The sequence below is a fragment of the Neorhizobium sp. USDA 3394 genome, from assembly GCF_056280385.1.
On the sequence record NZ_JBWCDU010000002.1, the window covers coordinates 1244305 to 1270009 of the forward strand.

26 protein-coding genes and 1 pseudogene are annotated in these 25705 nt (G+C 62.1%); 10 read left to right on the plus strand and 17 right to left on the minus strand.

Annotation, left to right across the window (positions count from 1 at the left end):
• Positions 1–67: 67 nt before the first annotated feature.
• From ACZ9EJ_RS27565 to ACZ9EJ_RS27590, 6 genes are all read right to left on the minus strand, one after another.
• Positions 68–910, minus strand: coding sequence for a p-hydroxycinnamoyl CoA hydratase/lyase (locus ACZ9EJ_RS27565; protein ID WP_046639941.1), 843 nt, complete (start codon positions 908–910; stop codon positions 68–70).
• Positions 911–936: 26 nt separating this feature from the next.
• On the minus strand, positions 937–2379 hold the full coding sequence (locus ACZ9EJ_RS27570; RefSeq protein WP_046639940.1) for an NAD-dependent succinate-semialdehyde dehydrogenase: 1443 nt from the start codon (positions 2377–2379) through the stop codon (positions 937–939).
• A 202-nt stretch (positions 2380–2581) separates the two neighbouring features.
• Positions 2582–4723, minus strand: coding sequence for an acetate--CoA ligase family protein (locus tag ACZ9EJ_RS27575; protein WP_476100197.1), 2142 nt, complete (start codon positions 4721–4723; stop codon positions 2582–2584).
• A 12-nt stretch (positions 4724–4735) separates the two neighbouring features.
• Positions 4736–5599: a p-hydroxycinnamoyl CoA hydratase/lyase gene (locus ACZ9EJ_RS27580; protein WP_046627191.1), complete on the minus strand. Its 864-nt coding sequence runs from the start codon at positions 5597–5599 to the stop codon at positions 4736–4738.
• Positions 5600–5713: 114 nt separating this feature from the next.
• The gene (locus ACZ9EJ_RS27585; RefSeq protein WP_046627193.1) at positions 5714–6442 is read right to left on the minus strand and encodes an SDR family oxidoreductase; all 729 of its coding nucleotides are present in this window, start codon (positions 6440–6442) and stop codon (positions 5714–5716) included.
• A gap of 26 nt (positions 6443–6468) precedes the next feature.
• Entirely contained in the window at positions 6469–7260 is a 792-nt protein-coding gene (locus ACZ9EJ_RS27590; RefSeq protein ID WP_255742529.1) for a helix-turn-helix transcriptional regulator, read from the minus strand.
• Positions 7261–7384: 124 nt separating this feature from the next.
• Between ACZ9EJ_RS27590 and ACZ9EJ_RS27595 the strand changes: the two genes are divergently transcribed.
• Positions 7385–7918, plus strand: a complete 534-nt coding sequence (locus ACZ9EJ_RS27595; protein WP_046639939.1) for a VOC family protein — start codon at positions 7385–7387, stop codon at positions 7916–7918.
• Between the two features lie 171 nt (positions 7919–8089).
• Here ACZ9EJ_RS27595 and ACZ9EJ_RS27600 read toward each other — a convergent pair whose 3' ends face one another.
• Together ACZ9EJ_RS27600 and ACZ9EJ_RS27605 are read right to left on the minus strand one after the other, a co-directional pair.
• A complete protein-coding gene (locus tag ACZ9EJ_RS27600; RefSeq protein ID WP_046627197.1) occupies positions 8090–9268 on the minus strand; it encodes an alpha/beta hydrolase family protein in 1179 nt (392 codons plus the stop codon).
• 81 nt (positions 9269–9349) lie between these two features.
• On the minus strand, positions 9350–10570 hold the full coding sequence (locus ACZ9EJ_RS27605; RefSeq protein ID WP_046639938.1) for an FAD-dependent monooxygenase: 1221 nt from the start codon (positions 10568–10570) through the stop codon (positions 9350–9352).
• Positions 10571–11039: 469 nt separating this feature from the next.
• On the opposite strand from ACZ9EJ_RS27605, the gene ACZ9EJ_RS27610 reads away from it, so the two are divergent.
• The 5 genes from ACZ9EJ_RS27610 to ACZ9EJ_RS27630 all read left to right on the plus strand — a co-directional run bounded on the left by ACZ9EJ_RS27610 (position 11040) and on the right by ACZ9EJ_RS27630 (position 16131).
• Positions 11040–11486 (plus strand): tripartite tricarboxylate transporter TctB family protein, encoded by a 447-nt coding sequence (locus tag ACZ9EJ_RS27610; protein ID WP_052764568.1) that lies wholly within the window; start codon positions 11040–11042, stop codon positions 11484–11486.
• 3 nt (positions 11487–11489) lie between these two features.
• Positions 11490–12995 carry a tripartite tricarboxylate transporter permease gene (locus tag ACZ9EJ_RS27615; protein ID WP_046627201.1) on the plus strand — a complete coding sequence of 502 codons (1506 nt, stop codon included), beginning with the start codon at positions 11490–11492 and terminating at the stop codon, positions 12993–12995.
• Positions 12996–13031: 36 nt separating this feature from the next.
• Positions 13032–14015 carry a Bug family tripartite tricarboxylate transporter substrate binding protein gene (locus ACZ9EJ_RS27620; RefSeq protein WP_046627203.1) on the plus strand — a complete coding sequence of 328 codons (984 nt, stop codon included), beginning with the start codon at positions 13032–13034 and terminating at the stop codon, positions 14013–14015.
• 72 nt (positions 14016–14087) lie between these two features.
• Positions 14088–15065: a Bug family tripartite tricarboxylate transporter substrate binding protein gene (locus ACZ9EJ_RS27625; protein WP_046627205.1), complete on the plus strand. Its 978-nt coding sequence runs from the start codon at positions 14088–14090 to the stop codon at positions 15063–15065.
• Between the two features lie 82 nt (positions 15066–15147).
• Positions 15148–16131: a Bug family tripartite tricarboxylate transporter substrate binding protein gene (locus ACZ9EJ_RS27630; protein ID WP_080953998.1), complete on the plus strand. Its 984-nt coding sequence runs from the start codon at positions 15148–15150 to the stop codon at positions 16129–16131.
• A gap of 320 nt (positions 16132–16451) precedes the next feature.
• Here the strand turns inward: ACZ9EJ_RS27630 and ACZ9EJ_RS27635 are convergent, their stop codons facing one another.
• Together ACZ9EJ_RS27635 and ACZ9EJ_RS27640 are read right to left on the minus strand one after the other, a co-directional pair.
• Entirely contained in the window at positions 16452–16673 is a 222-nt protein-coding gene (locus ACZ9EJ_RS27635; RefSeq protein ID WP_046627208.1) for a hypothetical protein, read from the minus strand.
• Positions 16674–16771: 98 nt separating this feature from the next.
• Positions 16772–16949 (minus strand): annotated as a pseudogene (locus tag ACZ9EJ_RS27640) (helix-turn-helix domain-containing protein); the annotation flags it as partial.
• A gap of 226 nt (positions 16950–17175) precedes the next feature.
• Here ACZ9EJ_RS27640 and ACZ9EJ_RS27645 point away from each other — a divergent pair.
• Together ACZ9EJ_RS27645 and ACZ9EJ_RS27650 are read left to right on the plus strand one after the other, a co-directional pair.
• Positions 17176–17472 carry a nucleotidyltransferase family protein gene (locus ACZ9EJ_RS27645; RefSeq protein WP_046627209.1) on the plus strand — a complete coding sequence of 99 codons (297 nt, stop codon included), beginning with the start codon at positions 17176–17178 and terminating at the stop codon, positions 17470–17472.
• A complete protein-coding gene (locus ACZ9EJ_RS27650; RefSeq protein WP_046639937.1) occupies positions 17472–17825 on the plus strand; it encodes a HepT-like ribonuclease domain-containing protein in 354 nt (117 codons plus the stop codon). The genes ACZ9EJ_RS27645 and ACZ9EJ_RS27650 overlap by 1 nt, the downstream gene beginning before the upstream one ends.
• 115 nt (positions 17826–17940) lie before the next feature.
• Here the strand turns inward: ACZ9EJ_RS27650 and ACZ9EJ_RS27655 are convergent, their stop codons facing one another.
• The 6 genes from ACZ9EJ_RS27655 to ACZ9EJ_RS27680 form a co-directional block, all read right to left on the minus strand.
• Positions 17941–18753 (minus strand): class II aldolase/adducin family protein, encoded by an 813-nt coding sequence (locus ACZ9EJ_RS27655; RefSeq protein WP_080954000.1) that lies wholly within the window; start codon positions 18751–18753, stop codon positions 17941–17943.
• Between the two features lie 12 nt (positions 18754–18765).
• Complete coding sequence (locus ACZ9EJ_RS27660) at positions 18766–19719, minus strand: 2-hydroxyacid dehydrogenase (protein WP_476100202.1); 954 nt, start codon at positions 19717–19719, stop codon at positions 18766–18768.
• Between the two features lie 129 nt (positions 19720–19848).
• A complete protein-coding gene (locus tag ACZ9EJ_RS27665) occupies positions 19849–21447 on the minus strand; it encodes a thiamine pyrophosphate-dependent enzyme (protein WP_046639936.1) in 1599 nt (532 codons plus the stop codon).
• A gap of 140 nt (positions 21448–21587) precedes the next feature.
• Positions 21588–22820, minus strand: a complete 1233-nt coding sequence (locus ACZ9EJ_RS27670; RefSeq protein ID WP_052753984.1) for an amidohydrolase family protein — start codon at positions 22818–22820, stop codon at positions 21588–21590.
• 42 nt (positions 22821–22862) lie between these two features.
• Positions 22863–23198, minus strand: coding sequence for a hypothetical protein (locus tag ACZ9EJ_RS27675; RefSeq protein WP_037084912.1), 336 nt, complete (start codon positions 23196–23198; stop codon positions 22863–22865).
• Entirely contained in the window at positions 23185–23646 is a 462-nt protein-coding gene (locus ACZ9EJ_RS27680) for a Rieske (2Fe-2S) protein (RefSeq protein ID WP_251090902.1), read from the minus strand. Before ACZ9EJ_RS27680 ends, ACZ9EJ_RS27675 begins: the two co-directional genes overlap by 14 nt.
• On the opposite strand from ACZ9EJ_RS27680, the gene ACZ9EJ_RS27685 reads away from it, so the two are divergent.
• Together ACZ9EJ_RS27685 and ACZ9EJ_RS27690 are read left to right on the plus strand one after the other, a co-directional pair.
• Positions 23645–24451 carry an IclR family transcriptional regulator gene (locus tag ACZ9EJ_RS27685; RefSeq protein ID WP_046639935.1) on the plus strand — a complete coding sequence of 269 codons (807 nt, stop codon included), beginning with the start codon at positions 23645–23647 and terminating at the stop codon, positions 24449–24451. The genes ACZ9EJ_RS27680 and ACZ9EJ_RS27685 overlap by 2 nt on opposite strands.
• An 86-nt stretch (positions 24452–24537) precedes the next feature.
• Positions 24538–25029 carry a MarR family winged helix-turn-helix transcriptional regulator gene (locus ACZ9EJ_RS27690; RefSeq protein ID WP_046639934.1) on the plus strand — a complete coding sequence of 164 codons (492 nt, stop codon included), beginning with the start codon at positions 24538–24540 and terminating at the stop codon, positions 25027–25029.
• 263 nt (positions 25030–25292) lie between these two features.
• On the opposite strand, the gene ACZ9EJ_RS27695 is transcribed toward ACZ9EJ_RS27690, so the two are convergent.
• Positions 25293–25694 (minus strand): response regulator transcription factor, encoded by a 402-nt coding sequence (locus ACZ9EJ_RS27695; RefSeq protein ID WP_037084919.1) that lies wholly within the window; start codon positions 25692–25694, stop codon positions 25293–25295.
• Between the last annotated feature and the right edge of the window lie 11 nt (positions 25695–25705).

A 25705-nucleotide genomic window follows, 5' to 3' on the forward strand; every position in this document is an offset into this window, starting at 1 on the left:
GAGGGGAGAAGGTGCCGGCAGGCGGATGAGGATGTCTGGCAACGGTCTCCCCGGAAGGAGGCATAGACTACTCCTCGCGCTTATACGCCCCATGCCCCGGACGATAAGTCTTCGTATCCAGGAACTGCGACAGTCCCTTTTCGCGGCCCTTTTCCGGATCGACGAACGTCGTCTGGTCGGCCTTGGCGGTCAGATATTCCGCCGACTCTTCCCAGGTCATTTCGCGCACGTATTTGTAGGCCATGCGGGCCTGGCGCAGCACGGTCGGGTTCTTGTCAAGCAGCACGCGGGCGATCTCGACGGTGCGCTCGCGCAACTTGTCGGCCGGCACCGCCTCGTTCACCAGGCCGAGCTGTTCGGCCATCTTGCCGCCGAACTTTTCGCCGGTCATGACGTAATACATCGCCTTGCGGTCGTTCATCAGCGTCGAGATCGCCTTGGAGACGACGCCGCCGGGGATGACGCCCCAGTTGATTTCCGACAGGCCGAAGACCGCGTCCTCGGAGGCGATCGCGAGGTCGCAGCAGATCAGCGGCGTGAAGGCACCACCGAAACACCAGCCGTTGACCATGGCGATGGTCGGCTTGGCGTAGTGCATGAGGAGACGCCACTGCCAGGCGCGGGTCGAGCGGTAGGCGCGCATGCGCTTGACGTCCGAGACGCCGTCGGTGGCGCGGAAGAAGTCCTTGAGGTCCATACCGGCGGAGAAGGCCTCGCCCTCGCCGGTGAGGATGACGACGCCCGCGCGGTCGTCGATTTCAAGCGCGTCGAGCACGCGGATCATGTCTTCGGCAAGGCCGACGCTCATGGCGTTGCGCTTGTCCGGGCGGTTCAGTTTTACCCAGGCAATGCCGTCCTCGAATTCGACCTTGACGTTCTCTCCGCCCAGGTCACTTGCTTCTATGGTCATCGTGTTCTCCTAACGATCCTTGAGCCTTATGACAGGCTGGTCATTTTGGTGACGAGATAGGCGTCCATGCCCTCGGTGCCGCCTTCCGAGCCGTAACCGCTCTGCTTGACGCCGCCGAACGGCGTTTCGGCCATCGAGATAAAGTTGTTGTTGATGCCGACCATGCCGGCCTCGAGCGCGTCGCTGACCATCGCCGCGGTCTGGCTGGACCGGGTGAAGGCATAGGAGGCAAGGCCGTAGGGCAGCCGGTTGGCCTGTTCGATCACCTCGTCGAAGGAGGTGAAGCGGGCGGTGACGGCGACGGGACCGAAAGGCTCGTCATTCATGATGATCGCGTCCTGCGGCACGTCTGAGAGAACCGTCGGCTGGAAGAAATAGCCGCGATTGCTGCCGCGCTCGCCGCCGGCCTTCACCTTGGCGCCGCGCTGCACGGCATCGGCGACCATGCGTTCCATCGCCGGCACGCGGCGGCTGTTGGCGAGCGGTCCCATCTGGCTGGATGGATCGATGCCGTCGCCGACCTTCAAGGCGGTGGCCGCCTTTGCAAACCCGTCGACGAACCGGTCGTGGACACTGTCGTGCACGTAGAACCGGGTCGGCGAGATGCAGACCTGGCCGGCATTGCGGTATTTCGCATGGACCATGACGCGGATCGCGTGGTCGATATCGGCATCCTCGAAGATCAGCACCGGCGCATGGCCGCCGAGCTCCATCGTTGCGCGCTTGACGCCCGCCTGGGCAGCGAGCACCGCCAGATGCTGGCCGACGGCGGTCGAGCCAGTGAAGGTGATCTTGCGGATGCCGTCGGCGGCGATCAGGTGTTCGGAGACGTCCGCAGGCTTTCCGTGCACCACGTTCAGCACGCCGTTCGGCAGGCCTGCATCCTGCAGGGCACGAGCGATTTCGAGCACGGTGGACGGCGTCTCTTCCGAGGGCTTTATGACCATGGTGCAGCCGGTGGCGAGTGCGGCCGAGATCTTTCGCGCCGGAATGACGCCCGGGAAATTCCAGGGCGTGAAGCCGGCGACCGGGCCAACCGGCTCCCGCGTGACCATCCAGCGGGCACCGGGCACCCGCGAAGGCACGATGCGGCCATAGGTGCGACGGCCCTCGTCGGCCGTCCAGTCGAGAATGTCGGCCGAGATATGAACTTCCGGGATCGCCTCGCCGAGCGGCTTGCCCTGGTCGAGCACCATGCGCCGGCCAATCTCGTTCGCCCGTTCGCGCAGGATGTCGGCTGCCTTGCGGATGATCTTGGCGCGGTCGAAGGCGGTGGTCGCTTTCCATGCCTTGAACTCACGGGTGGCGGCCGCGACGGCGCGATCAAGGTCTTCCGTGGTGGCATGCGGTAAAGCCGCGATCGGCTCGCCGGTCGCCGGATTGGTGACGTCTTCGGTCACCCGGCCTTCCGCGCCGAGCCATTCGCCATCCACAAAGAGTCTCAATTCACCATAGGACTGGGTCTGCATCACGGATTCCTCCCTCGTGATAGACTGACAAATATTGGGCGCCGCACCCCCTCACCCGGCCTCCGCTCCGCTCGGCCACCCTCTCCCGCTGGGAGAGGAGGATCTGAGACATTGCGGCAACTCACCGTCTCCCCTCGGGGAGAAGGTGCCGGTAGGCGGATGAGGGGGCTACACCCCAAAATCTCAGCGAGGGCTTACGCCCTCACCGCACCACGAATAGGGCGTCGAGAGCCAAAGCCCCGTCCCCCTCGCCATAGACAACGAGCGGGTTGATATCGACTTCGACGATCTCGGGCGTCGAGCGCATCAGCGCGCCGAGCTTGACGACCACGTCGGCGATCGCCTCGACGTCGCGGGACGGCTGGCCGCGGAAGGGTCCCAGCAGCTTCGATGCCTTCAGCTTGTGGATTTCGGCGATCGCCCGCTTGCGGCTGATATCGGCCGGCAGCAGGCGGGCATCCGCTAGCGCCTCGATCCAGACGCCGCCAAGGCCGACAAGCACCACCGGACCCCATTGCGGATCGCGCTTGGCGCCGACCACCATTTCGAGGCCCTGGCGCGCCATGCCCTCGATCAGCACGCCGTCGAGCTCGAGGCCGGGCTTGTGTGTAGCAATGCTGGCATACATCTTTTCGTGCGCCGCCCGCAGCGCCGGCTCGTCGGCGATGTTGACGATGACGCCGCCCACATCGCTCTTGTGGGCGAGTTCGGCGGCCTGCGCCTTCATCACCACCGGATAGCCCACATCGGCTGCGATCGTCGCGGCTTCGTCGGCGGATTTCGCCAAAGCGCCCTTCGGGATGTGGATGCCGAGATCGGTCAGGATCCGCTTGCCCTCATATTCGACCACGAGGCCGCAGGGTGGCAGTTTGGCGATCCGTTCGCCTTCCGGCGCGCGGTCTTTCGTGGCGGCGAGCGCGGCCGCATAATTCATCACCACCGCCATGGCGCGCATAGCGCGTTCCGGTGAGCGGAAGAACGGAATGCCACTGTCGCGCACCGCCTTCATGAAGCTCGGGTCGAGCGGATAGTCGTCGCCGACGATGTTGAGGATGACCGGCTTTGTCGCGGTCGCGGCAACCGGAATGATGGCGTCCGACTTCTTGATCTGCATCGGCGGCGAGCCGCCCGCATGCGAGAGGAAGACAATGCCCACATTCGGATCCTTCAGCATGGACGCTGTGGAGGTTCCGAAAATGCCGGGATTGGAGAAACCGGTTGTGCCGATGTCGAACGGGTTGTCGACATGGACGTATGGCGGCACCTGGGTGCTGAGCTCGGCATGGACCGCGTCCGACAGTGTCGCGATCGGTAGGTCGACGCGCTCGCAGAAATCGAAGCAAAGGCCGCGGATGGCGCCGGAATTGGTGACGATGCCCGCCTCGCCTGGCGGCGGCGACGGATAACGCGCCAGGATGGCGGCTACGTCGAACAGTTCGTCGGTCGTCTCGACCAGCGCGACGGCCTCGTTGCGCACGGCCGTCTGCATCAGCGCGTGGTCGCCGGCAAGCGCTCCGGTATGCGATTGCGCCGCCTGCTTGCCGCGCTCGCTCGATCCCGGATGCAGCATCACGATCGGCTTGCCGAGTTCGCGGGCGCGCCGTGCGACTGCGAGGAATTTCTGGGGGTTTTTGACCTGTTCGACATAGACGGCGACAACGGCGTTGTCCTTGTCTTCGATCAACCAGGCGATCAGGTCTTCGGCCGCGATCACCGCCTCGTTGCCGGTGGCGATCACGTAGGAAACCGCGATTTCGCGGGAATGCATGGCAAAGCGGATATTGGCCGCCGTCGCGCCGCTCTGGGCGACGATCGCGACCCTGGAGCGCTCGCCGACGCCGCGCAGATCGACCGGCTCGAAGGTGAGCGGAATGCCATCGACATAATTGGTATAGCCCATGCAATTGGGTCCGAGCATAGCCATGCCCGCCATGCGGCAGATCTCGGCGAGCTCATCCTGCTGCCGGCGGCCTTCCTCGCTGGCTTCGGCGAAACCGGAAGAGTAGACGATGACACCCGCGACCCCGCGCTCGACACAGGCAAGCACCGATTCCTTGATCGCTGCCTGGGGTACGATGAGGATCACCACGTCGACGCCCTTGGGCAGGTCGCCGATGGTCTTCACGCAGGGGCGGCCGTTGATCTCGTCGCGCGAGCGGCTGACGAGATGCAGGTCGCCGGCATATTTGAAGAGTTCGAGATTGGCGAGCACGCCACCGCCAATCGAAGCGGGATCCGGCGACGCGCCCACGATCGCGATCGATCGTGGGCGCAGCAGACGGTCGAGATCGAACGGCCTGGCCGGATCGAACGTCTTGGGAGCTGTGGTCATCGTATCAGCCATGGGAGCCACTTCTTAGTCGCGACGATAGGCACCGAGGCCCGGACGGAAGGATTTCTCGTCCAGGAACTGACTCATGCCGGTATTGCGGCCGTTCTCCGGGTCGCGGAGTTCCGTCTGATCGGACTTCGCCATCAGATATTCGCCCGCCTGTTCCCAGGTGAGATCGCGGGTGAAACGGCAGGCGGTCTTGGCCTGGCGCAGCACGAAGGGGTTCTTGCCGATCAAGGTCATGGCGAGCTTGCGGGTTTCGGCCTTCAGCTCGTCCGGCGAAACAGCCTTGTTGACCAGCTTCATCTCGGCAGCTTGCTGGCCGGTGAAGGTTTCCCCGGTCATGATGTAATACATCGCGTCGCGGAAGCTCATCGTTTCCAGCACCGACTTGGTGACGATACCGGCCGGAATGATCCCCCAGTTGATTTCGGAAAGGCCGAAGACGGCGTCTTCCGAGGCGATGGCGAGGTCGCAGCCGACCAGGAACTGGAAGGCGCCACCAAAACACCAGCCGTTGACCATGGAAATGGTCGGTTTGGGGTAATACATCATCCGGCGCCACTGCCATGCGGCGTTCGCCCGGAACAGGCGCTCGCGCTGGATCGGCGGCACCTTGTCGGTCGCGCGGAAATATTCCTTGAGGTCCATGCCGGCCGAGAAGGATTCGCCGGCGCCAGTGACGACCATCACCTTGCAGCGGTCGTCTTCCTCCAGCGCGTCCATGATCGCGTTCATCTCCCAGACGATGCCCGGATTGATGGCGTTGCGCTGCTTCGGGCGGTTGAGCGTCACCCAGGCGATGCCCTCGTCAAAATCCACGGTAACATATTCACCCCACTTGCCATTGTTCTGGCCGGCGGCAGCGGATTCGGTCTGGTTTTCCATAGCAAATTCTCCCTGTTGGGAACATGGGTATCAGGGACCCGAATATGCGTCAAGCGGCTTTCAGTCTCGGGTCTTTCGAAAAGAAAGCCGCTTCACGATGTGCTGAACCGATGCTTAACCGCGACCGAGGAACGGCATTTCGACCGGCAGGATGATGCTTTCGTAAAGGTTCACATCGTCCGGCAAGGTTGCCATCAGCACGACGATCCGCGCCACATCCATAGGCATCATCGTTGCGGGCCGGACTTTGTCGGTGACGCCGGGAACCAGCGAGCTGACCGTCGAGCCCGGATGCACCATCGAGACCGCGATGCCATGCTCGCGGCCGTCGACGGCGAGCGAACGGGTGAGGCCCTCGAGCGCGAACTTGCTTGCCGTATAGGCGGCGGTATGGCCACGGGGTACCTTGGACGACAGACTGCCCATGTTGATGATCCGGCCGCGCTTCTGTTCCTGCATGATGACGAATGCGGCGCGGCTGCAATAGAAGACCGAATGCAGGTTCGCCCCGATCACCTCGTGCCAGCGCTCGTTGGTAAGCTTTTCGACCGGCGTATGGTCGGCGATGCCGGCATTGTTGATCAGGATGTCGAGCCGGCCATATTTTTCCTTGACCGTGGCGAACAGCCTTTCGACCTGCGCGTCGTCGGTGACGTCGGTCGGCACGACGAATGCATGGCCGTCTTCTGCCTCGATCTCGGCCGCGAGTTTCTCAAGTTTGTCGGCGCTGCGGGCGGCAAGCACGGTGATGGCGCCCTCGGTGGCAATCGCCTTGGCGATGCCCCAGCCGATGCCCGAGCTGGCGCCGGTAACGATGGCAATACGGTCCTTGATCGAAATCATCTGAAATCCCTCCTCGAATTGATAGGTTAGACGCGCGAAATTCCCTCATAAAGCGCTTCGAGCCCACGCCGGTCGCTGACCCCGAGCTTGCGATAGGCGCGCTGCCGGTAGGTGACGATGCTCGAAAGCGCGAGCCCGACCTTTTCGGAAATCTCCCGATGCGTGCGGCCGAGCAGCAGGCCCGCGGACACTTCCGCCTCTCGGCCCGAAAGCGCAAATCCCGCCTGCAACAGCCGCCCGGCGATCTCCTGCTGCGGCGGATGCAATGGCGCCGTCTGCGGCCGGCCCTGGAGCCGCACATGCTTGACGACCATGGCCATCAGGAGCGGCGCGAAGGCCTCCAGCCGTTCGACCGCCGAGAGCGGGAACGGGCCGCTTTCGCGGGTGCGATAGAGGCTGGCGAAGATCCGCGGTTCCTCCGAATGATAGATGGTCAGGCGTTCGAGCACATGGGCACGCTCGTAACAGTCGCGGCGGTATTCGGGGTCACGGATGCCGTTCCAGGCCTGGCGGATGACCTGCACCTTGGCAAGTCCAGGGCCTGCGTTCAGCATCTGGCGGGTCACCCGGTCGCGTAGCCAGTAACGCCGGGCATAATCGAGCGAAGCGCGCTCGGCAAAACCCGGAATGGTCGAGTGATAACCGCAGGCGAAGAGATAGGTGAGCGACCCGTCTTCCTCGGCCTGGAAGGCGGAACAGAAATCGGTGCCGGCGACCGCGCGCAAGGTGTCCAGGAATTTTTCCGGGAAGCCGGGTTCACCGACCTCGTTCATGAGGGCGGCCATGACGGTCATGTTGTCTCCATCAAGAGCAGGCATTGACGCCTCCTGGGTTGGGCACGAACCTGTCGCGGGCATGTCCACCCTGGAGGGGGACATGGGAGGGTCGGCAAAGGCCTACCATCGAGGACAATGCAACAAGCCTGGATATGGAGGAACCACCATGGTCGACGCACCGAAGCTTCGCAAACTCTATCACTTTTCCTACCCCTGCCGCGATGGCGAGGAGACCCGCAAGTTCTACGAGGACCTGCTTGGCCTGCCGCTGGTCAACTGCATGACCGCCGACAAGGTGCCGTCCACGGGCGAAGAAAAGCCCTACGCGCATTTCTTTTTCGAACTCGGCGACGGCTCCTACATGGCCTTCTTCGACCTCGGAGAAAACATCATGCCGCTTCCCTCTCCCAATACGCCGGACTGGGTCCAGCACTTCGCGATGGAAGTCGATTCCGTCGAGGAGGTCCTGAAGTTCAAGAAGCGTCTTCAGGATGCCGGCGTGAAGACGACCGATGTCATCGACCACGAGTTCATCAACTCGATCTACTTCTTCGACCCGAACGGCCTGCGGCTGGAAATCACTGCGCGCACGGAGGAACCGGGCTATCTGGAACAGGCCGCGTCGGAAGCCCATGACGCCATGAAGGCGTGGATTCAGAAGAAGGCCGGCATGATCGCCAGGAAATCGGCTGCGGCTTGAGGAGGCCAATTGGGGGCCGGACGAATGTCGAGCCCCCGATCCCGCCATGAAGGCGGAAGATGAAATTGCAGTACCACCGTTCCGGAATGGACGGTGGTGCTTTTCATTAGAGCTCACGTTCAATCCTCCCGATAGTCTGGAACTCGCTCCCGACGAGCTCCAGCTTGTCTTTCAAGACAACAGCCCCTGCCGCTTGCTCCAGTCGATCACCCGGTCGATGCAGGCTTTGAGAAGCTCCGGCTGGCCGAGGTAATAGTGGGTCGCGTGCGGGATCGTCATGTATTCCTTGTTTTGCGTCGCCAGCGCCGCCCGGATCGCCGGATTGTGGGTCGCCGGGACAGCCTCGTCGGCATTGTTCTCGATCTGCAGCACCGGCGAGCGCTTGATCAGCGCCGCGTTCATCGGCCCCTTTGCATTCGACAGGTCATAGCTCCACTGGGAAAGCCAGGAACGCAGGGTCGTGAAGCGGGCAAGCCCGACCGGGCCGACATTGACCGTGCGCGGATCACCCATGTAGCTTCGGCCGATCGGCCGGTCGTTCGGGTCGATGGTGCCGTCGAACCAGCGCACGTCGCACATGGTGCGGTGGACGATGAAGGCGCGCTCCTGCTCGAACGAGCCGCGGCGCTTCAGTTCCGCCAGCATGTCGAGCACCCAATGGGTGATCTTGCGGTTGCGGGCGACCTGGGCGGCCCGGAATCGCTGGATGAATTCCGCCGAATAGGGTGGCTGGTGCGGGCAGTCCGGCGAATAGATGTCGAATTCCGGGTCGCGCAGATCCGGGTCGAGTTCGTCGAGAACTGACGGGTCGAGCCATTCGGTCAGCGTTTCGGCCCGCGACAGGTGGGCGGCGATGAAGATCACGCCGTCGGCGGGCTTCAGGCCCGCTTCGACAAGGTTGACCTCGTCGCCGGCCGGCGTGTGGGTAATCGTCGGGTTTTCCGCCTGTGCCTGATAAAACAGCGACAGCGAGCCGCCGCCTGACCAGCCGACCAGAACCACCTTCTCGTAACCGAGTTCACTTCTGGCAAAATCGAGCCACTTGCCGAGGTCGATCGCCACCTTTTCCATGATCAGAGCGGTATCGTTTTTCGGATAACGGCTGGCGGCGCAAAGCACGTGCAGGCCGGCATCGGCAAGCGCGGTCGGCATCGGCAGGAGTTGCAGCGTCGAGGTTGGATGCATGAAGACATAGACCGTCTTCGACGGAGCGTCGGTGCCACGCAGGAGCTGGCCCTCGAGATTGACCCTGCCGGAATTGCCGGCAAAGCCGTAGGTCTCGGTGTATTTCGCCGTCTCCGGAAAGGAGACGATCAGCGGGGTCCGCTGCCAGTCCGCCTTGGTGGTCATGATGTCCTACCCATTACGCTTCGCCCGCGCGGCCGGCAGAACCGGCGAACGGGCTTTGGATGTTGAATTGTGATCGCGGCCTCAGGCGGCCGCTTCCGGCGACCTGGCTCCCGCCACGACCGGCACCGAGGTGGCGTCGTAGGTGAACAGCCATTCGTAGCGCTGCTTGACCTTGTCTTCCTGCCATTCGGCATTGACGTAGTCCTCGGCGAGCTTTGGGTCCTTCAGCGCAGCATTGTGGAAACGGCTGAGATTGCCTTCCGCACCACGGACGATCTTGCCCGTGCGCTCGACGCGGGCCGCCTCATAGCCGGCGAAAGCTGCTTCGTAATTGCCGTTGTTCTCGGCAAGCGCGCGAGCGAGCACGAAACCGTCCTCGATCGCCATGACCGCTCCCTGGGCGAGGAAGGGCAAGGTCGGATGGCATGCGTCTCCGAGCAGCGTCACGCGGCCGCGGGTCCAGTCGTCCATCGGCGGACGCAGCATCAGCGCCCATTTGTAAGGCACGTCGATCGCCTTGATCAGCGTGTGAATGTCCTCGTGCCAGCCTTCGTAGTCGGCAAGGCACTCTTCCGTCGTGCCCGCGACCGACCAGGATTCCACCTGCCAGTTGGAGCGCTCGACGACCGAGACGTAATTCATCAGCTTGCCGCCGCGCAGAAGGTACTGGATGACGTGGCCGCCGGGACCGATCCAGTTGGTGCCGACTGGCCGCAACATGCGTTCCGGCAGGCGCTCGACCGGGATGACGCCGCGCCAGGCGACGATGCCGGTGAATTTCGGGTCGTCGCGGCCGAACAGGGTCTCGCGGATCCTCGAATGCACGCCATCGGCGCCGACCACGATGTCGGAGGTGGCGGTGGTGCCATCGGCAAAGGCGATGGTCGCGCCCTTGCCGTCCTGGGTGATCCCGACGCATTTCTTCGAGAGCTTGATCGCATCCGGTTTGATGCGGCGCACGGCGGCTGCCAGCGTCTGGTGCAGATCGTTGCGGTGGATGGTGATATAGGGGAAACCGTAACGCTCGATGGACAGCGGGCCGAGGTCGAACAGTTTCCAGGTCTGCCCGGTATTCCACAGCCGGATTTCCTTGCCCTGCGCCTGCGAGGCGATCGACATGATCTCTTCTTCGAGCCCGAGCGCGAACAGAACCCGCGTGCCGTTGGCGCTGACCTGAACGCCGGCGCCGACTTCTTTCAGCTCGACCGCCTGTTCGTACACGTCGACGTCAAAACCCTGGCGGAGCAACGACAATGCCGCCGTCAGCCCGCCAATCCCCCCTCCCACAACAGAAACCTTCATTTTCTTATCCTTTGAAATCCTGACGACAATCTCCCCCGGCGCGCATGCGCCTGTCAACTATTTTTGATAAAGTATAATTGACTTTGTTTAAAACCAATTTCATACCTGCCTGCACGAACTTTCTGACAGGCCGTTTGGAGGCGGCGGCCGCAATTGAAAGTTTCAGTTCGCAGATCAGAAACAGGAAAGGATGTCACGAAATTACACCTCGGATATCTGGCTTCCTGATATAAATGCGATAGGATCGGAAAGGGCGGGCTGGTGTGGCATCTGATCGGCACGGGAGATCGCGGAATTCGATTGACTGACAAGAGGAATACTCTTGTATATAGTCAAATCTAGTTGCCTATAGACGAATTCAGGGCTGCGAATTCGAGGCGCGGCCCGAGGAACATGCGTAATGACGGTTTGGCCGGCGCCCAAGCGGAGCCAGACCGGTTCACATAGTCGGGTTTTCAGGGAGGAAACCATGGTCATCAAAAGTCCGCAGGATTTCGGCGCGGGCCTCTTGTTCATCCTTTTCGGCGCGGTCGGCCTCTATATCGGGTCCGACCTCACCTTCGGTTCCGCCCGCAATATGGGCCCTGGCTATTTCCCGATGATCATTTGCGGCCTGATCGCACTGATCGGGCTGATCGTCACGGCAAAATCGCTGGCGATCGAAGGTCCGGCCATCGAACGCATCCGGCTCCGCCCGATCATCTTCATCCTGTTGGCGATTGCCGCCTTCGGCATCCTGATCGCGCAAATCGGCGCGGTGATCTCCTCGATCCTGTTGATCATGTTAGCTGCCTATGCCCGGCGCGACGTCAACCCCGTCGAGACCGTCATCTTCGCTGTCGCCACAGCGGCGTTCGTCGTCATCATCTTCGTCTACGCGCTGGGGCAGCCGATGCCCGTCTGGTGGGGCAGGTAATCCATGGAAGTCTTTGAACACCTCGCAACCGGCTTCATGGCTGCAGGCTCGCTCGAGAACCTGATGTTCTGTCTGATCGGTGTCGTGCTCGGCACGCTGATCGGCGTTCTTCCCGGCATCGGCCCCATTCCTGCGCTGGCCATCCTTTTGCCGATCACCTTCGGGCTGGATCCGCTTTCGTCGCTGATCATGCTGGCCGGCATCTATTACGGCGCACAATATGGCGGCTCAACCACCTCGATCCTGGTCAACATGCCGGGAGAAGCCTCCTCGGTCGTGACCTGTATCGAGGGACATCAGATGGCCCGCAAGGGCCGCGCGGGTGCGGCACTGGCGATCGCCGCTCTCGGCTCTTTCTTCGCCGGCACGATCGGTACCGTCTTCATCGCAGCCTTCGGTCCACCGCTCGCTTCGATCGCCCAGCAGTTCAATTCGCCGGATTATTTCGCGTTGATGCTGCTCGGTCTCACCATGGCGATCGTTCTGGCGCACGGTTCGGTCCTGAAGGCCGTTGCCATGGTCTTGATCGGCCTGCTGCTCGGGCTTGTCGGCACCGACATCAACACGGGTCTTACCCGCTATACCTTCGGCCTTTCAGGCCTGTGGGAGGGCATCGACTTCCTGCCGCTGGTTCTCGGCCTCTTCGGCATCGTGGAAATCATCCGCAATCTCGAGAACCCGCCGGCGCCGCGCGAAGCGATCAGCACCCGCATGCGTGACATGTGGCCGACCAGGAAGGAATTCAAGGAAGCCTATCCGGCCGCCCTGCGCGGCACGGGCCTCGGCTCGCTTCTCGGCATCCTGCCGGGCGGCGGCGCGGTTCTTGCCTCCTTCGCCAGCTATACGCTCGAAAAGAAAATCTCGAAGAACCCGCGCAAGTTCGGGACCGGCGCGGTCGAAGGTGTGGCGGGTCCGGAAGCCGCCAACAACGCTGCTGCCCAGACCTCGTTCATCCCGCTCCTGACGCTCGGCATTCCGTCGAACCCGATCATGGCGATCATGATGGGCGCGATGATCATCCAGGGCATCCAGCCGGGTGCGGCGGTCATGACCACCCGTCCCGACCTCTTCTGGGGCATGGTCGCCTCGATGTGGATCGGCAACCTGATGCTCGTCGTCATCAACCTGCCGATGATCGGCATCTGGGTGAAGCTGCTGTCGGTTCCCTACCGCCTGCTCTATCCGGCGATCCTGCTGTTTTGCGCGATCGGCGTCTACTCGACGAGCACCGAGCCGTTCATGATGGTTCTGATGATCGTCTTCACGGTCTTCGGTTACGTCCTCTTCAAGCTCGGCTGCGAGCCCGCGCCCATGGTGCTCGGCTTCATTCTCGGCCCGCTGATGGAGGAGAACCTGCGCCGTTCGCTGGTCATCTCGCGCGGCGACCCGACGATCTTCATCGACCGCCCGATCTCGGCCACGCTTCTGGCGGCGACCGTCCTGATGCTCTGCCTGATCATCTTCCCGCAATTCCGCAAGACACGCGAGGAGGCGTTCCAGGAGGAATAACAGACGTTCCGCAACAGTTTTTTGGAGGAGGAGCCAATGACTGAACACCATCCGAGACTGACAAGACGCACCCTGATTGCGGCGGCCACCGTGGCCGCCGTTCTCCCCGGTGTCTCGTTCGCACAATCCAGCTATCCCAACGCCACGATTACCTTCGTATGCGCCTTTCCGGCCGGCAGCGGCGCCGACATTCTGGTCCGCTTCTTCTCCGAAAAGGTGGCGGCCGTCTCCAAGCAGACGGTGATCGTCGAGAACAAGCCGGGCGCCAACGGCAATATCGCCGCGGAATATGTCAGCCGCGCCAAGCCGGACGGCTACACGGTTTATGTCCATTCCGGCACCTCGACCGCGGCCAACATGTCGCTGTTCAAGAAGCCCCCGATCGACGTCACCAAGGCGCTGCGCGGCGTCCAGTTCATCAACAAGCAGCCCTTCATGATCGCGGTCGCGGCAGACAGCCCGATCAAGGACATGAAGCAGCTGACCGACCATCTGAAGGCCAAGGCTGGCGATGCCACCTACGGTTCGACGGCGACTTCGGGCAAGGTTCTCGCCGAAGTCTACCTGCAGTTGGCGGGCGTTTCGGCGACCGAAGTCGCCTACAAGACAGGGCCGGATTCCTTGAACGACATCACCAGCGGCCAGCTCGATTTCGCGGCACTCGACCCGGTCTTCGCGCTAAGCCAGCAGCGCGAAGGGCGCCTGCGATTGCTTGCGGTCGGCTCGCCGCAGCGCATGAAATCGACGCCCGAGATTCCGGCCATCAAGGAATATGGCCTCAATGTCGACCAGCTCGGATGGTGGGGTGTGTTTGTGCCGACCAATACACCGGACGATGTCGTTCTGAAGCTGAACTCGCTGTTCCGGGAGGTGCTCGACAAGCCGGAAACGGAAGCCTTCCTGAACAAGTTCGGCGGGGACGTCTACAAAGGAACGCCGAAGGAGGTCGACGAGCTTCTTGCGAAGACCGTCGAGGAGTGGCGTGCCTATGTGGCGCTGGCGAAGATCCCGCAAAACTGAAGCTTGTCCAACGGGCTTCACGGGAAGCTTTTATGGGAATGACTGGGGCGTTCAAGGGAGGAACTTGTACCGATGACCACTGAAATCTCACGCAGAAACCTGATGGTGGCAACCGCCGCGGCCGCCGCGCTCGCGCCCTTTGCTGCGTTCGCGCAAGGGGCATATCCGAACGGCCAGATCACGTTCGTCTGCGCCTTCCCGGCCGGCTCCGGCGCCGACGTTCTGGTCCGCTTCTTTGCGGAAAAATTCGCCAAGGTCTCCGGCCAGACGGTGATCGTCGAAAACAAGCCGGGGGCCGCCGGAAACATCGCCGCCATGTACGCCGCCCGCGCCAAGCCGGACGGATATACGATCTACGTCCATTCCGGCACCTCGACGGCAGCCAATATGTCGCTGTTCAAGGCGCCGCCGATCGACGTCGTCAAGGAACTGCAGACCACCTCCTTCATAAACAAGCAGGCCTTCATGTTCGTGGTGGCTTACGACAGCCCGATCAAGGACATGAAGGACCTGACCAGGGTGCTGAAGGAAAAGGGCAACAAAGCCAGCTACGCCACGGCTGCCACGTCCGGCAAGGTGCTCGGCGAAATCTACAAACAGGTCGCCGGCGTCGAGCCGGTCGAAGTCTCGTTCAAGGACGCCAAGGATTCGCTCAACGACATGCTGAGCGGCTCTCTCGACTACGGCGTCCACGACCCGGTCTTCTCCCTGTCGCAGGCCAACGAGAAGCGTGTCCGGATCCTTGCGACCGGCTCGCCGATCCGGCTGAAGTCGCTGCCCAACATTCCGACCGCCAAGGAACAGGGCTACGACATCGACCAGCTCGGCTGGTGGGGTTCCTTCGTTCCGAAGGCGACACCGAAGCCGGTGGTCGACAAGATCAACGCGCTGTTCAACGAAGTCCTGGCCCAGCCCGATACCGTCGCTTTCCTCGCGAAATTCGGCGGCGACGTCTATGTCGGCACCCCGGACGAGGGACAGGCACTGCTCGCCAAGACCGTCGAAGAGTGGAAGACCTACGTGGCCATGGCCAAGATTCCGCAAAATTAATCAACCGATTCGAAAGACCCTCTCGCCATAGTGCGGCAGGTCTTTCGCAGGGACCCTTACGAACCGCCACAGGAGATGAAAAGTGACAAAATGGCTTAAGAAGATCGCGCAAGCCACCGCCGCCATGGCGATGTTGGCGGTCGCACAGATTGCAACCGTGACACCCGCAAAGGCGGCTTATCCGGAGCAGACGATCACCTTCGTCTGCGCCTTCCCGGCGGGCTCGGGTGCCGACGTTCTCGTCCGCTATTTCGCGGACAAGGTGTCCAAGGTCGCCGGCGCCACGATCATCGTCGAAAACAAGCCGGGCGCGCTCAGCAACATCGCCGCGGAATACACGTCGCGCTCCAAGCCGGACGGCTACACGATCTTCGTCCATTCCGGCAACTCGATCGCCGGCAACATGTGGATCATGAAGAAGCCGCCGATCGACGTCGGCAAGGACCTGATGACGATCGCAACCATCAACAAGCAGGCCTTCATGATCGCCGTCGCCAAGGACGCGCCCTACAAGGATCTGAAGGAACTGACGGCCGCCATGAAGGCAAAGGGCGACGGTGGTTCCTATGCCGTCAACGCCACTTCGGGCAAGGTCATGGCCGAAGTCTACAAGCAGAAGGCCGGGCTCGAGACCGTTTCGGTCCAGTACAAGACCGCCGCCGACTCGCTCAACGACATGACCAGCGGTGCCATGGACTTCGGTTCCTACGATCCGGTCTTTGCCCTTGCCCAGCAGCGCGAAGGCCGCTTCCGTCTTCTCGGCGTCGGCTCGCCGGAACGCATGAAGGGCGCTCCCGACGTTCCGACCCTGAAGGAACAGGGCTTTGACGTCGACCAGCTCGGCTGGTGGGGTGCCATGGTCGCCAAGGGCACGCCGGTAGACATCACCACCAAGATCAACGGCTGGTTCAACACCGTTCTGCAGCAGCCGGAAACCCAGAAGTTCCTGGCCGACCAGGGTGGCGACGCTTACATCTCTACCCCGGCCGAAGCCCAGGCTCTGATGATCAAGACCATCGCGGAGTGGAAGGATTACGTCGCGATCGCCCAGATCCCGCAGCAGTGAGGAGCGTTCGGGCGTAGCCCCGGACCCGCGTCCGAGGACTAGCAACGGCCAGAATCCAGAAGAAAGCCGGCGGAAACGCCGGCTTTCTTCGTCGTAAGCAAGATATATGTCCACCTTTGGCGAAGGGCTGGACGAGTTCTACATAGTGAGAGACCACCGTCGAGCCGGAGAGCAGCCGCGGCAGTGACCGGATAATAAAGCGCCAGGGGAAGACAAGCCGGTCCCAGGCGTTGCCGGCCAACGTGCCGCGCGAAATATTGGCGCCCTTAACCCATGCCTTGACCGGACAGATGCCCGACAGTTTCGCTGTCTCCGCTGCCCTACTGGTGCTGCTGACGCGGCGGCGTCGCAGCGCTCATCATGTTAGCTATTATGATGACGTACTCATCCGCGGCGTCGGCGAGGATCAGCGCGATTTCTTGCCTGCTGAGCCCTTCCTCTTGAAGGCGCTCGATCATCTCCAGCATCGCGGCTTCGACCCGGAAGCGGTGCTCAGGTGGAGGTTCGTATGTTTCATCGGGTGTCTGAGTTCGCATGTCCATGATCTACTTCCCCATGTTAGGGAAGCATCGCACACCCTCCGCCGTCTGCAAGGAGATCCTTAATTAAGCATTAACGAGATCCCGTTTCATTTCCCAACCCGGATCGAGCCATCCGTCAGTGCCTCCAGACCGTCTTGCCTGTAGCGATTGAAGATTTTGTAGCCGGTCTTGGGCGAGATGCCGAACTCCCGGCACACATCGCTCACCTTCGCCCTCCAGAAGCCGGGCGACAAAACGTAGACGTTCCTCCATCACCGAAGTCTCTTTCCACGGGATCAACACCTCCCGCCAAAAAGCGAAAAGTGTCACCCATGTCTCCGGTACAAAACGTCACCTATCTCGCAGGCCGGGCAAACTACGAGCATTCTTAAAGCTGCCAATCCCGTTTACGTAACTTTCATGCAACGGGCCTTCAACGGCTGAAATACTAAAGAACAGAGCCCAGCCATCCCGTCAGATGACGACGCTGGATGCCTTGTGCGGAATGATATAAGCTATCGACATGAACCGCACCGACGCCATTCAGAAGCTTCAACAGCACGCAGATGCCGTGAAGGGCATGGGCGCTACCGCCCTGTACCTTTTCGGATCGACGGTCCGCGACGAGGCACAGGCGTCGAGCGATCTCGATCTGTTCATTGACTACGATCCCGGCAAACAGTTCTCGCTCCTCGACTTGGTCGGGATTAAGCAGTTCCTGGAGGAAGAGCTTGCCGTGGAGGTTGACGTGACGACCCGCAGCAGCCTGCATCCGATGCTGCGCACCGACATCGAGCAATCCGCCATCCGTGTTTTCTGATGGTCAAGCGCAAGGTTGGGCCGGTTCTGGCTGAAATCCTGGAAGCCATCGAAGGCATTGAAACCCATACCGCCGGGAAGTCTCTGGCGGAGTTTGAACGCGATTGGCTGCTGCGCCTCGGCACCCAGCGGGCGCTGGAGATTGTGTCGGAAGCCTGTCGTCACATCCCTGACGAGCTATTGAGCCTCGCTCCCGACATTCCATGGAAGAAGATCCGCGGCATCGGTAACATCCTGCGCCACGAGTACCATAAAATTGCGGATGACGTGATTTGGGTGGTGGTGACTAAAAACATCTTGCCGCTGAAGGCGGCCATCAAATCCATCCAGCACTCCATCGGCGTCGAGCGGTAAGGTCACGCCTCGTAGCCGCGATTTATGCAGAGGTCCCCTCAGGCGCCTTCGGAGCAAGTTCAATTTCGGCACCCGGAACTGCCAGCTTTACCGCAGGGAGCGGGACTTCCAGAAATCAGTCCCGATAACTCGGATCGATCCGATCCAGCTTGCGCAGCATCGCGGGCCATTCTTTCAGTCCAGGCTTTGCCGGCGACATCTCGTACATATGCGCGGTCAGCTCGGCGATCTTCTCTTCCGGGATCGTGAGGCCCTGCGGCTGGGCGGCCATGGCAGCGAGCTGGGCGCGGGCTGCCTTTTCCAGCCAGAAGGTCCACACGAACGCCTCGCCGACACTTTCGCCCGATGTCAGCGTGCCGTGGTTCTTGAGGATCATGTTCTTGTGCGGACCAAGATCGTGGATCAGCCTTTCCTGCTCTTCCATGTTGAGGGCCAGGCCCTCGTAGCCGTGATAGCCGATGCGGTTGTAGAAAAACATCGAATGCTGGGAGAGCGGCAGCAGGCCGCAATCGAGCATGGAAAGCGCCATGCCTGCCTCGGTGTGCAGGTGCATGACGCAGTTCAGTTCGTGGCGCGCCTTGTGCACGGCGTGATGGATGACGAAACCGGCGCCGTTCACCGGGTAGTCCGACTTGCCGATGATCTTCGCCTCGTGGTCGATCTTCACGAGGTTGCTCGCCTTGATCTCGTCGAAGGCGAGCCCGAACGGATTGATCAGGAAGTGGTCTTCGCTGCCCGGCACGCGGGCTGAGATATGCGTGTAGATGAGGTCGTCCCAGCCGTAGAGCGCGGCCAGCCGATAGGCGGCGGCCAGATCGACGCGCACGGCCCATTCCTCGTCGGTGACCGCGGCCCGGTCGAATTCGGTAACGACTTCCTGCCCGTCGTCCTGTCCTGCCAGTCCGATGACGTGACGTTGAAATGCCATGTGACTTCCTCCCTAGAGTTCAAAAGCCCAGATCGCGATCGGGATCACCGGTGTCGGCAGCGGCGTTCCCTTGAAAAACGCCTGGACATTCTCGACCAGCAAAAGGGCCATGGCGAGGCGGGTTTCCGCGGTGGCGCTGCCCTGGTGCGGCGTCATGATGACATTCGGCATCCACAGCAGCTTTTCCGAAACTCTCGGCTCGTTGGCGAACACGTCCAGTGCCGCAAAGCCGAGCTTGCCGGTTTTGAGCGCCTCCACCAGCGCCGCCTCGTCGACGATCGAACCGCGCGAGACGTTGACCAGCGTGCCCTGAGGTCCCAGCGCCTCCAGCACCTGCCGGTTGACGATGTTCTTCGTGTCCTCGCCGCCGCGGCTGGCGATGACGAGGAAATCGCTCTCTTTCGCCATCGCGACGAGGTCCGGCACATAGGTATAGGGAACAGGTTTCCGCCGCGGCCCATGATACGAAACCCGCATGCGGAAGGCGGTGGCCCGTTCGGCAATCGCCGCGCCAATATTGCCGAACCCGACAATGCCGATCGCCTTGTTCTTGAGCGAGCGGCCGAGCGGGACTTTTGCCGCGACTGTCGTCCATCGGCCGTCACGGATATATTGGGTCTGGGGCACGATATCGCGGGCGGAAGCCAGCATCAGCGCCATGGCGAGATCGGCGACATCCTCGGTGAGCAGGCCCGGCGTATTGCAAATGCCGATGCCGCGCGCCTTGACGGTCGGCATATGGATCGAGTCGATGCCGATGCCGTAACAGGCGACCAGTTTCAGATCGGGGAATTTTGCCAGCACATCCGCGTTGGCGCCGACGCCTGGATCGGTGACCAGCACCTGCACGCTAGGCATCTCACCCCCGGCAGCGACCTCCGCGACCGACATTTGCCGCCCGCCCATGCCTTCGAGGGTCGAGAGAACCGAAGCCGGCAGGACCGCAGTCAGCACAACGATACGCATGGTTTTCTGGTCTGATGTCACGGAAACGATGCCCTCCCCGGATCGAAATCTTGGAGCCGACTTTATACGGCTCCCTGCCATGACGATAGGTGTCTTCGTCCATGTCGAACGGAATTCGTCATCGACGGATCATCCGTGGATAAATGTCCAGGGACTGACCTCATCGGCGAGGTCCAGCGGCACCTCGATCAGCCACGGCCCGCCGCGGGCAATCGCGGTCTCGATTGCGGTGCGGAGATCCTCCGGCGCACTCACCCGGGCGAAATCCACATGGAAGGCGGCGGCAAGCTTGTCGAAATCCGGGTTCTTCAGCTCCGAACCGATCAGTCGTCCGCCAAAAGCCTCGCTCTGGTCGCGCTTCACGTTGCCGAAGGCGGAATTGTTGAAGACGACGGTGATGACATCAATGCCGTATTGCGCGGCGGTCGCCAACTCCTGGGCGGCGAACATGAAGCCGCCATCGCCCGATATCGACACGACCGGCACGTCCGGCCGTGCCACTTTCACACCGAGCGCCGTCGGAAATCCGAAGCCCAGCGTGCCCTGGAAGCCGGTCGAGATGAAGGTCCGGGGTTCGTAGACCGGGTAGCAGTACCAGGAGGCGAAACCGGATTGGCAGACCTCCTCGACGAGGATGCCGTCGTCGGGAAGGGCTGCGCGGATCGCCTGCAGATATCCGTAGTGCGGGGAGATTTCCTGGATGGCTTGCGCCGTTTGCGCGCGCGCCTTTCGGATCGCTTGCCGCCAGTCGTCGGAAGGTGTCCGCGGCCTGAGTTCGGCAAGCAGCGCCGTGAGGGAGGTCTTTGCCCGGCCGAGCACGCCGAGGGCCTCCGGCGTGCGGGTCAGTTCCTCCGCGTCGATTTCCAGCCGCACCACCGGCACTTCGGTTCTCGGCTTCCAACGCCAGCTTGGCACTTCGAGCCGGGTGCCGATGCCGATGACGCAATCGACCACCGGCCAGAGCTTTCGCGCCTCGGCGATGGTGAGACCCAGTTCGTGGCGGTTGGAGACGACGCCGCGCCCGGAACGAAAGCCGACCACCGGCGCATGCAGCATTTGCGCAAGCCGCAGCACCTCGTCACGGGCCTCGAACGCGCCGGGCCCGACGAAGATCATCGGCCGCTCTGCCCTGCCGATCGCGGCTGCGGCCTCGCCGATCGCCACGTCCGCCACCGGATCCGGATGGTTTTCAAGCGGCCGGACGATCTCGAATTCGCCTTCCGCCACGAATTGTTCCCAAGGCATTTCGACCGTCGCCGGGCCGGGTTTGAGCGAGCGCATCTCGCGAAACGCATGGGCGATTGCGGCAGACACGTCCTGTGCCTTGTCGGCGCGTTCGGCGGACTTGGCGATGCCGGCAAGCACGGCGCGCTGGTCGCGCATCTCGTGCAGATGGCCACGACCCTTGCCGAGAAAGGCGGTCGGCACCTGGCCGGTCAGGCACAGGACCGGCTCGTTGCAGCCCCAGGCGGTCAGAAGCGCAGCACCGGTGTTCAGTACGCCCGGGCCTGGCACGACGGAATAGACACCGGGATTGCCGCAGGCGCGGGCATAACCAAACGCCATATAGGCGCAGGTCTGCTCGTGGCGCGGCGTGATCACTCGCATCCCGTCGCGCTGCAAGGCGTCGAACAGGCCGTAGAGCTGAGCACCCGGTATGCCGAAGACGGTGTCCACATCGTGGGCGCGGAGGGATGCGGCGATGGAATCGCCTCCGGTCATGGTCATGTGAGATTGCCTCTCTTGATTGATTGCATGCCACTGGCCCCTTACCCGGCCTCCGCTTCGCTCGGCCACCCTCTCCTCAACGCGGAGAAGGTGCCAACAGGCGGATGAGGGGCGGTACCCGCCTGGCGCGGAATCCTGGATCACAATGTCTTACGCGGCGTCGGGTCCAGATTGAACAGTTTTGCCGCGTTCAGCCCCAGGATATTCCGCTTCGCCTGCTCGGAGAGGAACGGCAGGTCGTAAATCTCCTGCGGCAGGTCGAAATCGAAATGCGGCCAATCGGACGCAAACAGGAGCTGGCTCTCGGCGTTGATCATCTCCAGCGTCAGTTGCAGCGCCTTCATGTTCACCGTCTCCATCGGCTGGGTCGTGTACCAGCAGTTTTCGCGCATGTATTCGCTCGGCAGCTTTTTCAGCTGCGGCGCTTCCGATGGGCGCATCAGGTATTGGTCGTCGAGACGCTGCATCAGGAACGGGATCCAGGCGAGCCCGCTTTCCACCCAGATGCTTTTGAGCTTCGGAAAACGCTCCGGAATACCGTTCAGGATCCAGTTGGTCATATGCACCATGTTGCACCATACGAAGCCGAGCGCATGCATGCCAAGGAAGCGGTTGATGGTCGCCAGCGACTGGTCCTGCCAGTGATAGGCGGCGTGGAAGGCGATCGGCAGGTTGCGCTCCTCCAGCATCGCATAGATGCGCATGTAGTCGTTGTGGTGCACCGCCTTGTGTCGCACGGACGGTACGCAGAAACCGATGACGCCCGGCTGGCCAGCGAACTCCTCGATGGTGCGCTCCGCTTCCTTGGGCACGTTGAAGGGCAGGTAGGCGAGCGTCTTCAGCCGGTCGTCCTTGGTCAACACCTTGTCGATCAGCCAGCGGTTATAGGCGCGCCCGAGATAGACCTCCATTTCCGGCTGCGGATGCAAGCCGAGCGTCAGCATCGGCGTCGGGAACAGCACCATATAGTCGACGCCGAGAGCGCTCATCGCCCGCCGCGACAGGGTCACGTCGCGGTGCACGCCGCCGTCATCGACCTTTTCGCGGATGCCGGCCTGATGCGGAATGCGGCCGCCGACATCCTGATATTTAAGGCCCATGTCGCCGTTGAGGCCGTAGGAAGCGGTGCCCATCTTCTCGTCGTGGAAAAGCATCGCCTGATGGCGGATGACCGGATCCTCGATATATTGCACCAGTTCGTGCCAGGAAATCGTCTCGGTGTGGTGGGCGTCCACATCGCAGATCAGCCAGTCCTCGAAACCGCGCTTCCTGGCGGCCCGGTTGGCATGCGCCAGGATGTCGCGCGTATCGGTAAAGACGTCGATCTGCTGCACCGGCAATTCGCGGGCACGATCCTTGTTGGAAATATCCATGTTCGCTCTCCTCAGGCGAAAGAGTGGATCTTTTATGCGCGGCTACAGTTCGTCTGGCCGGCGGCGGTACCAGAGCGCCAGTTCCATCGGCCCGAGATGCAGGGCGCGCAGGATTTCGGAAACGGCCGACAACGCCTCGGTGGCGGTCACCGTTTCGTCGCGGGTGCCGGTCAGCGGTCGGAACGTGCGTTCCTCGCCGTCGCTCTTGGCGACATAAAGCCGGATCGCCGCCGTCATCATCCGAGCCACCGCTTCGTCGGAGACGCGCGACGCTTCGCCGTTCTCCAGCAGTTCGGCGGTCGCCTTCTCGATCTCGGCGGTAGCGTCCTCGATCCAGCCATAGGGGTCGTTGCGTAATGTGGGTTCAGAGGACGACATAGATCTGCCCCTCCCGGATGGCCAGTTCGGCGCGGTGCAGGCGGTATTTTGCAGGCCCTGCGTTCCGGCCGGTCTCCAGGTTGAATTCCCAGCCGTGCCATGGACAGGCGACGTGCATGTTCTCTTCATTGTATTGAAGCGTCCGCACCTCGCCTTTGTCATCCACGGGTTCGACGACTTCGGGATAGATGCGGCCCTGACAGATCGGCCCCTGCCGATGCGGGCACATGTTGTGCCAGGCATGCAGGGCGCCTTTCACCCGAAAAATGCCGATCTCCCGCTCCCCGCAGGCGACGACCTTGCGGCCGCCATCGGCGATCTCATCCTCCGAACAAACCAGATATTCCGCCAAGGTTTTCCTCCCATCCTTCGCGTTAATTTCAATATTATTGAAATCATTCAGGTATATTGTATAATGAGGAACGAACACGTCAAGCGGAGAGGTCATGGACGCGCAGGTATTGCAGGGAGCGGCAGGAAGGGACCCGGAGGTCAAGGCTGCCGGCATTCAGTCGCTCGAAAAGGGCCTGCGGGTGCTGACGGCAATTCAGCATGCCGGCCGCGCCATGCGGCTGAACGATATCGCCGCGGCCGCCAGCATGACGCCGAGCATGGCCCACGGCTATCTCGTCAGCCTGGTGCGCACCGGTTTCATTGCCCAGGACCGGCTTTCCGGCCTCTACGATCTTGGCGATTCGGCGCTGCAGCTCGGGCTTGCCGCGCTTTCGCGCACCGATTTCCTCAGCCTTGCACGCGCGACGATCTCGCAGCTTGCCGGCGAGCTCGGCGAGACGGTGACGCTGGCGGTGTGGAACGGTGATGCGCCTGTCGTGGTCGACAAGATCGAGGGCCGTTCCGATAGCGTCTACGAGATCAAGGTCGGCTCGCTGGTCCGCCTGTGGCCGACGGCGACCGGCCGGGTTTTCATGGCCAACCTGCCGAAAGCCGAATGGGAACATCACCTGCAAACCATGATGCACCAGGGCGGAGAAGCACAGGCCTCGATCACCCGTTTCATAACCGAACTCGCGGATGTCCGCCGCGAAGGTTACGCCGCCACGCTGCCTGCCACGGTGCCGGATTTTTCCGCCGTTGCGGCTCCCGTCTTCGATCACCGCGCGCACCTGAAGGCGGTGATCACCGTGCTAGGCCGCCAGGATGGGTTCGATATTGCGCCTTCCGGCCGGCCGCTGACCGCCACATTGCGCGCTGCCAGATCCCTGTCGGTGCGGCTCGGCGCGCCAGTAAGTTGAGGGTTTCGTCCAACCCGGCTTGTGCGGCTGCATTTTCTCCGCTACCCCGCTTATATAACCGTTTTAAAGAAGGTCGCCGCATCGTGATGGCTGAAGACATGAAGCCCGAAGAAGCAAGCACCAGCGACTGGGTGATGCAGCAACCCCGGGCAATCTACTTCTTGAACCAGGCAAATCATGCCGTGCGCAGCCGGCTGGAGGCAGCGCTGTCGGCACTGCAGATGACCGGCATCCAGTATACGGTGCTGAGCGTGATCGGCAGCCGCGATGGCCTTTCCTCGGCCGAACTGTCGCGCCGGTTTTTCGTGACGCCGCAGACGATGAACGAACTGATCGGTGGGCTGCAGCGCCGCAATCTCATCACCCGCAAGGAAGATCCGGCCAATCGCCGCATCCTGCGCATGAGCCTGACGACCGAAGGCAAGCGGATGATCAAGGCCTGCGATGCGGCCGCCGACGTCGTCGAGCGCGAAGTGTTTTCGTTCCTGCCGCAGGACAGCTACCAGCAATTCCGCGAGCTTTGTCGCCTCATCGCCCGCAATCTTCGCGACCGCGACGAACCCTCCAAGGGGGAGTGACAAGAGCCCGCCCCTTTCGGAGGCTTTCGTCATCGTAGGGGTCTTTTGCGCCGATGCTTAACAAAACGTTGACTTGACGGCGGCATAGGGTCCGTTCTTAGCTTCCACAGCCGCCATGATGACGGTTAGAGGCTCGCACCGGGCACGAACTCGGACCGCGAGCCTCGTCCGGAAGTCACCTCAACGCGAAATCACGGCGAGACCACAGCGGCGGCGATAGACCCGACGCCGGCTGCGGACGGTCACGCCGTCTGGCCTTGAAATCAAAGGGCCCGGCCGACGGCCCTGTCGTTTTCGAGGCGCGCGATGCAGCCGGCGAGCTTGGCCAGCAGAAGATCGAAATCGATCGGCTTGGTCAGATAGTCCGCCGCCCCTGCCCGCAGACCGGTCAATACATTGTCCTTGTCCGTCAAGGCCGACAGCAGGATGAAGGGGATGTTGAAAAGCTCGGCATGGTTCATCTGGATTTCCGCCAGGAGCTGATGACCGTCCATGACGGGCATCGAAATGTCGCAGATGACGATATCCGGCCAATACGCCAGGATGGCTTCGAGACCCTCCTGGCCATTGGCCGCCTCCAGAGTGGCAAATCCGGCGTCCGCCAGTTCTTCGACGATAAGCTGGCGGATATCCGCTTCGTCGTCGATGCATAATACGGTAATCATCCTGCTCTTCC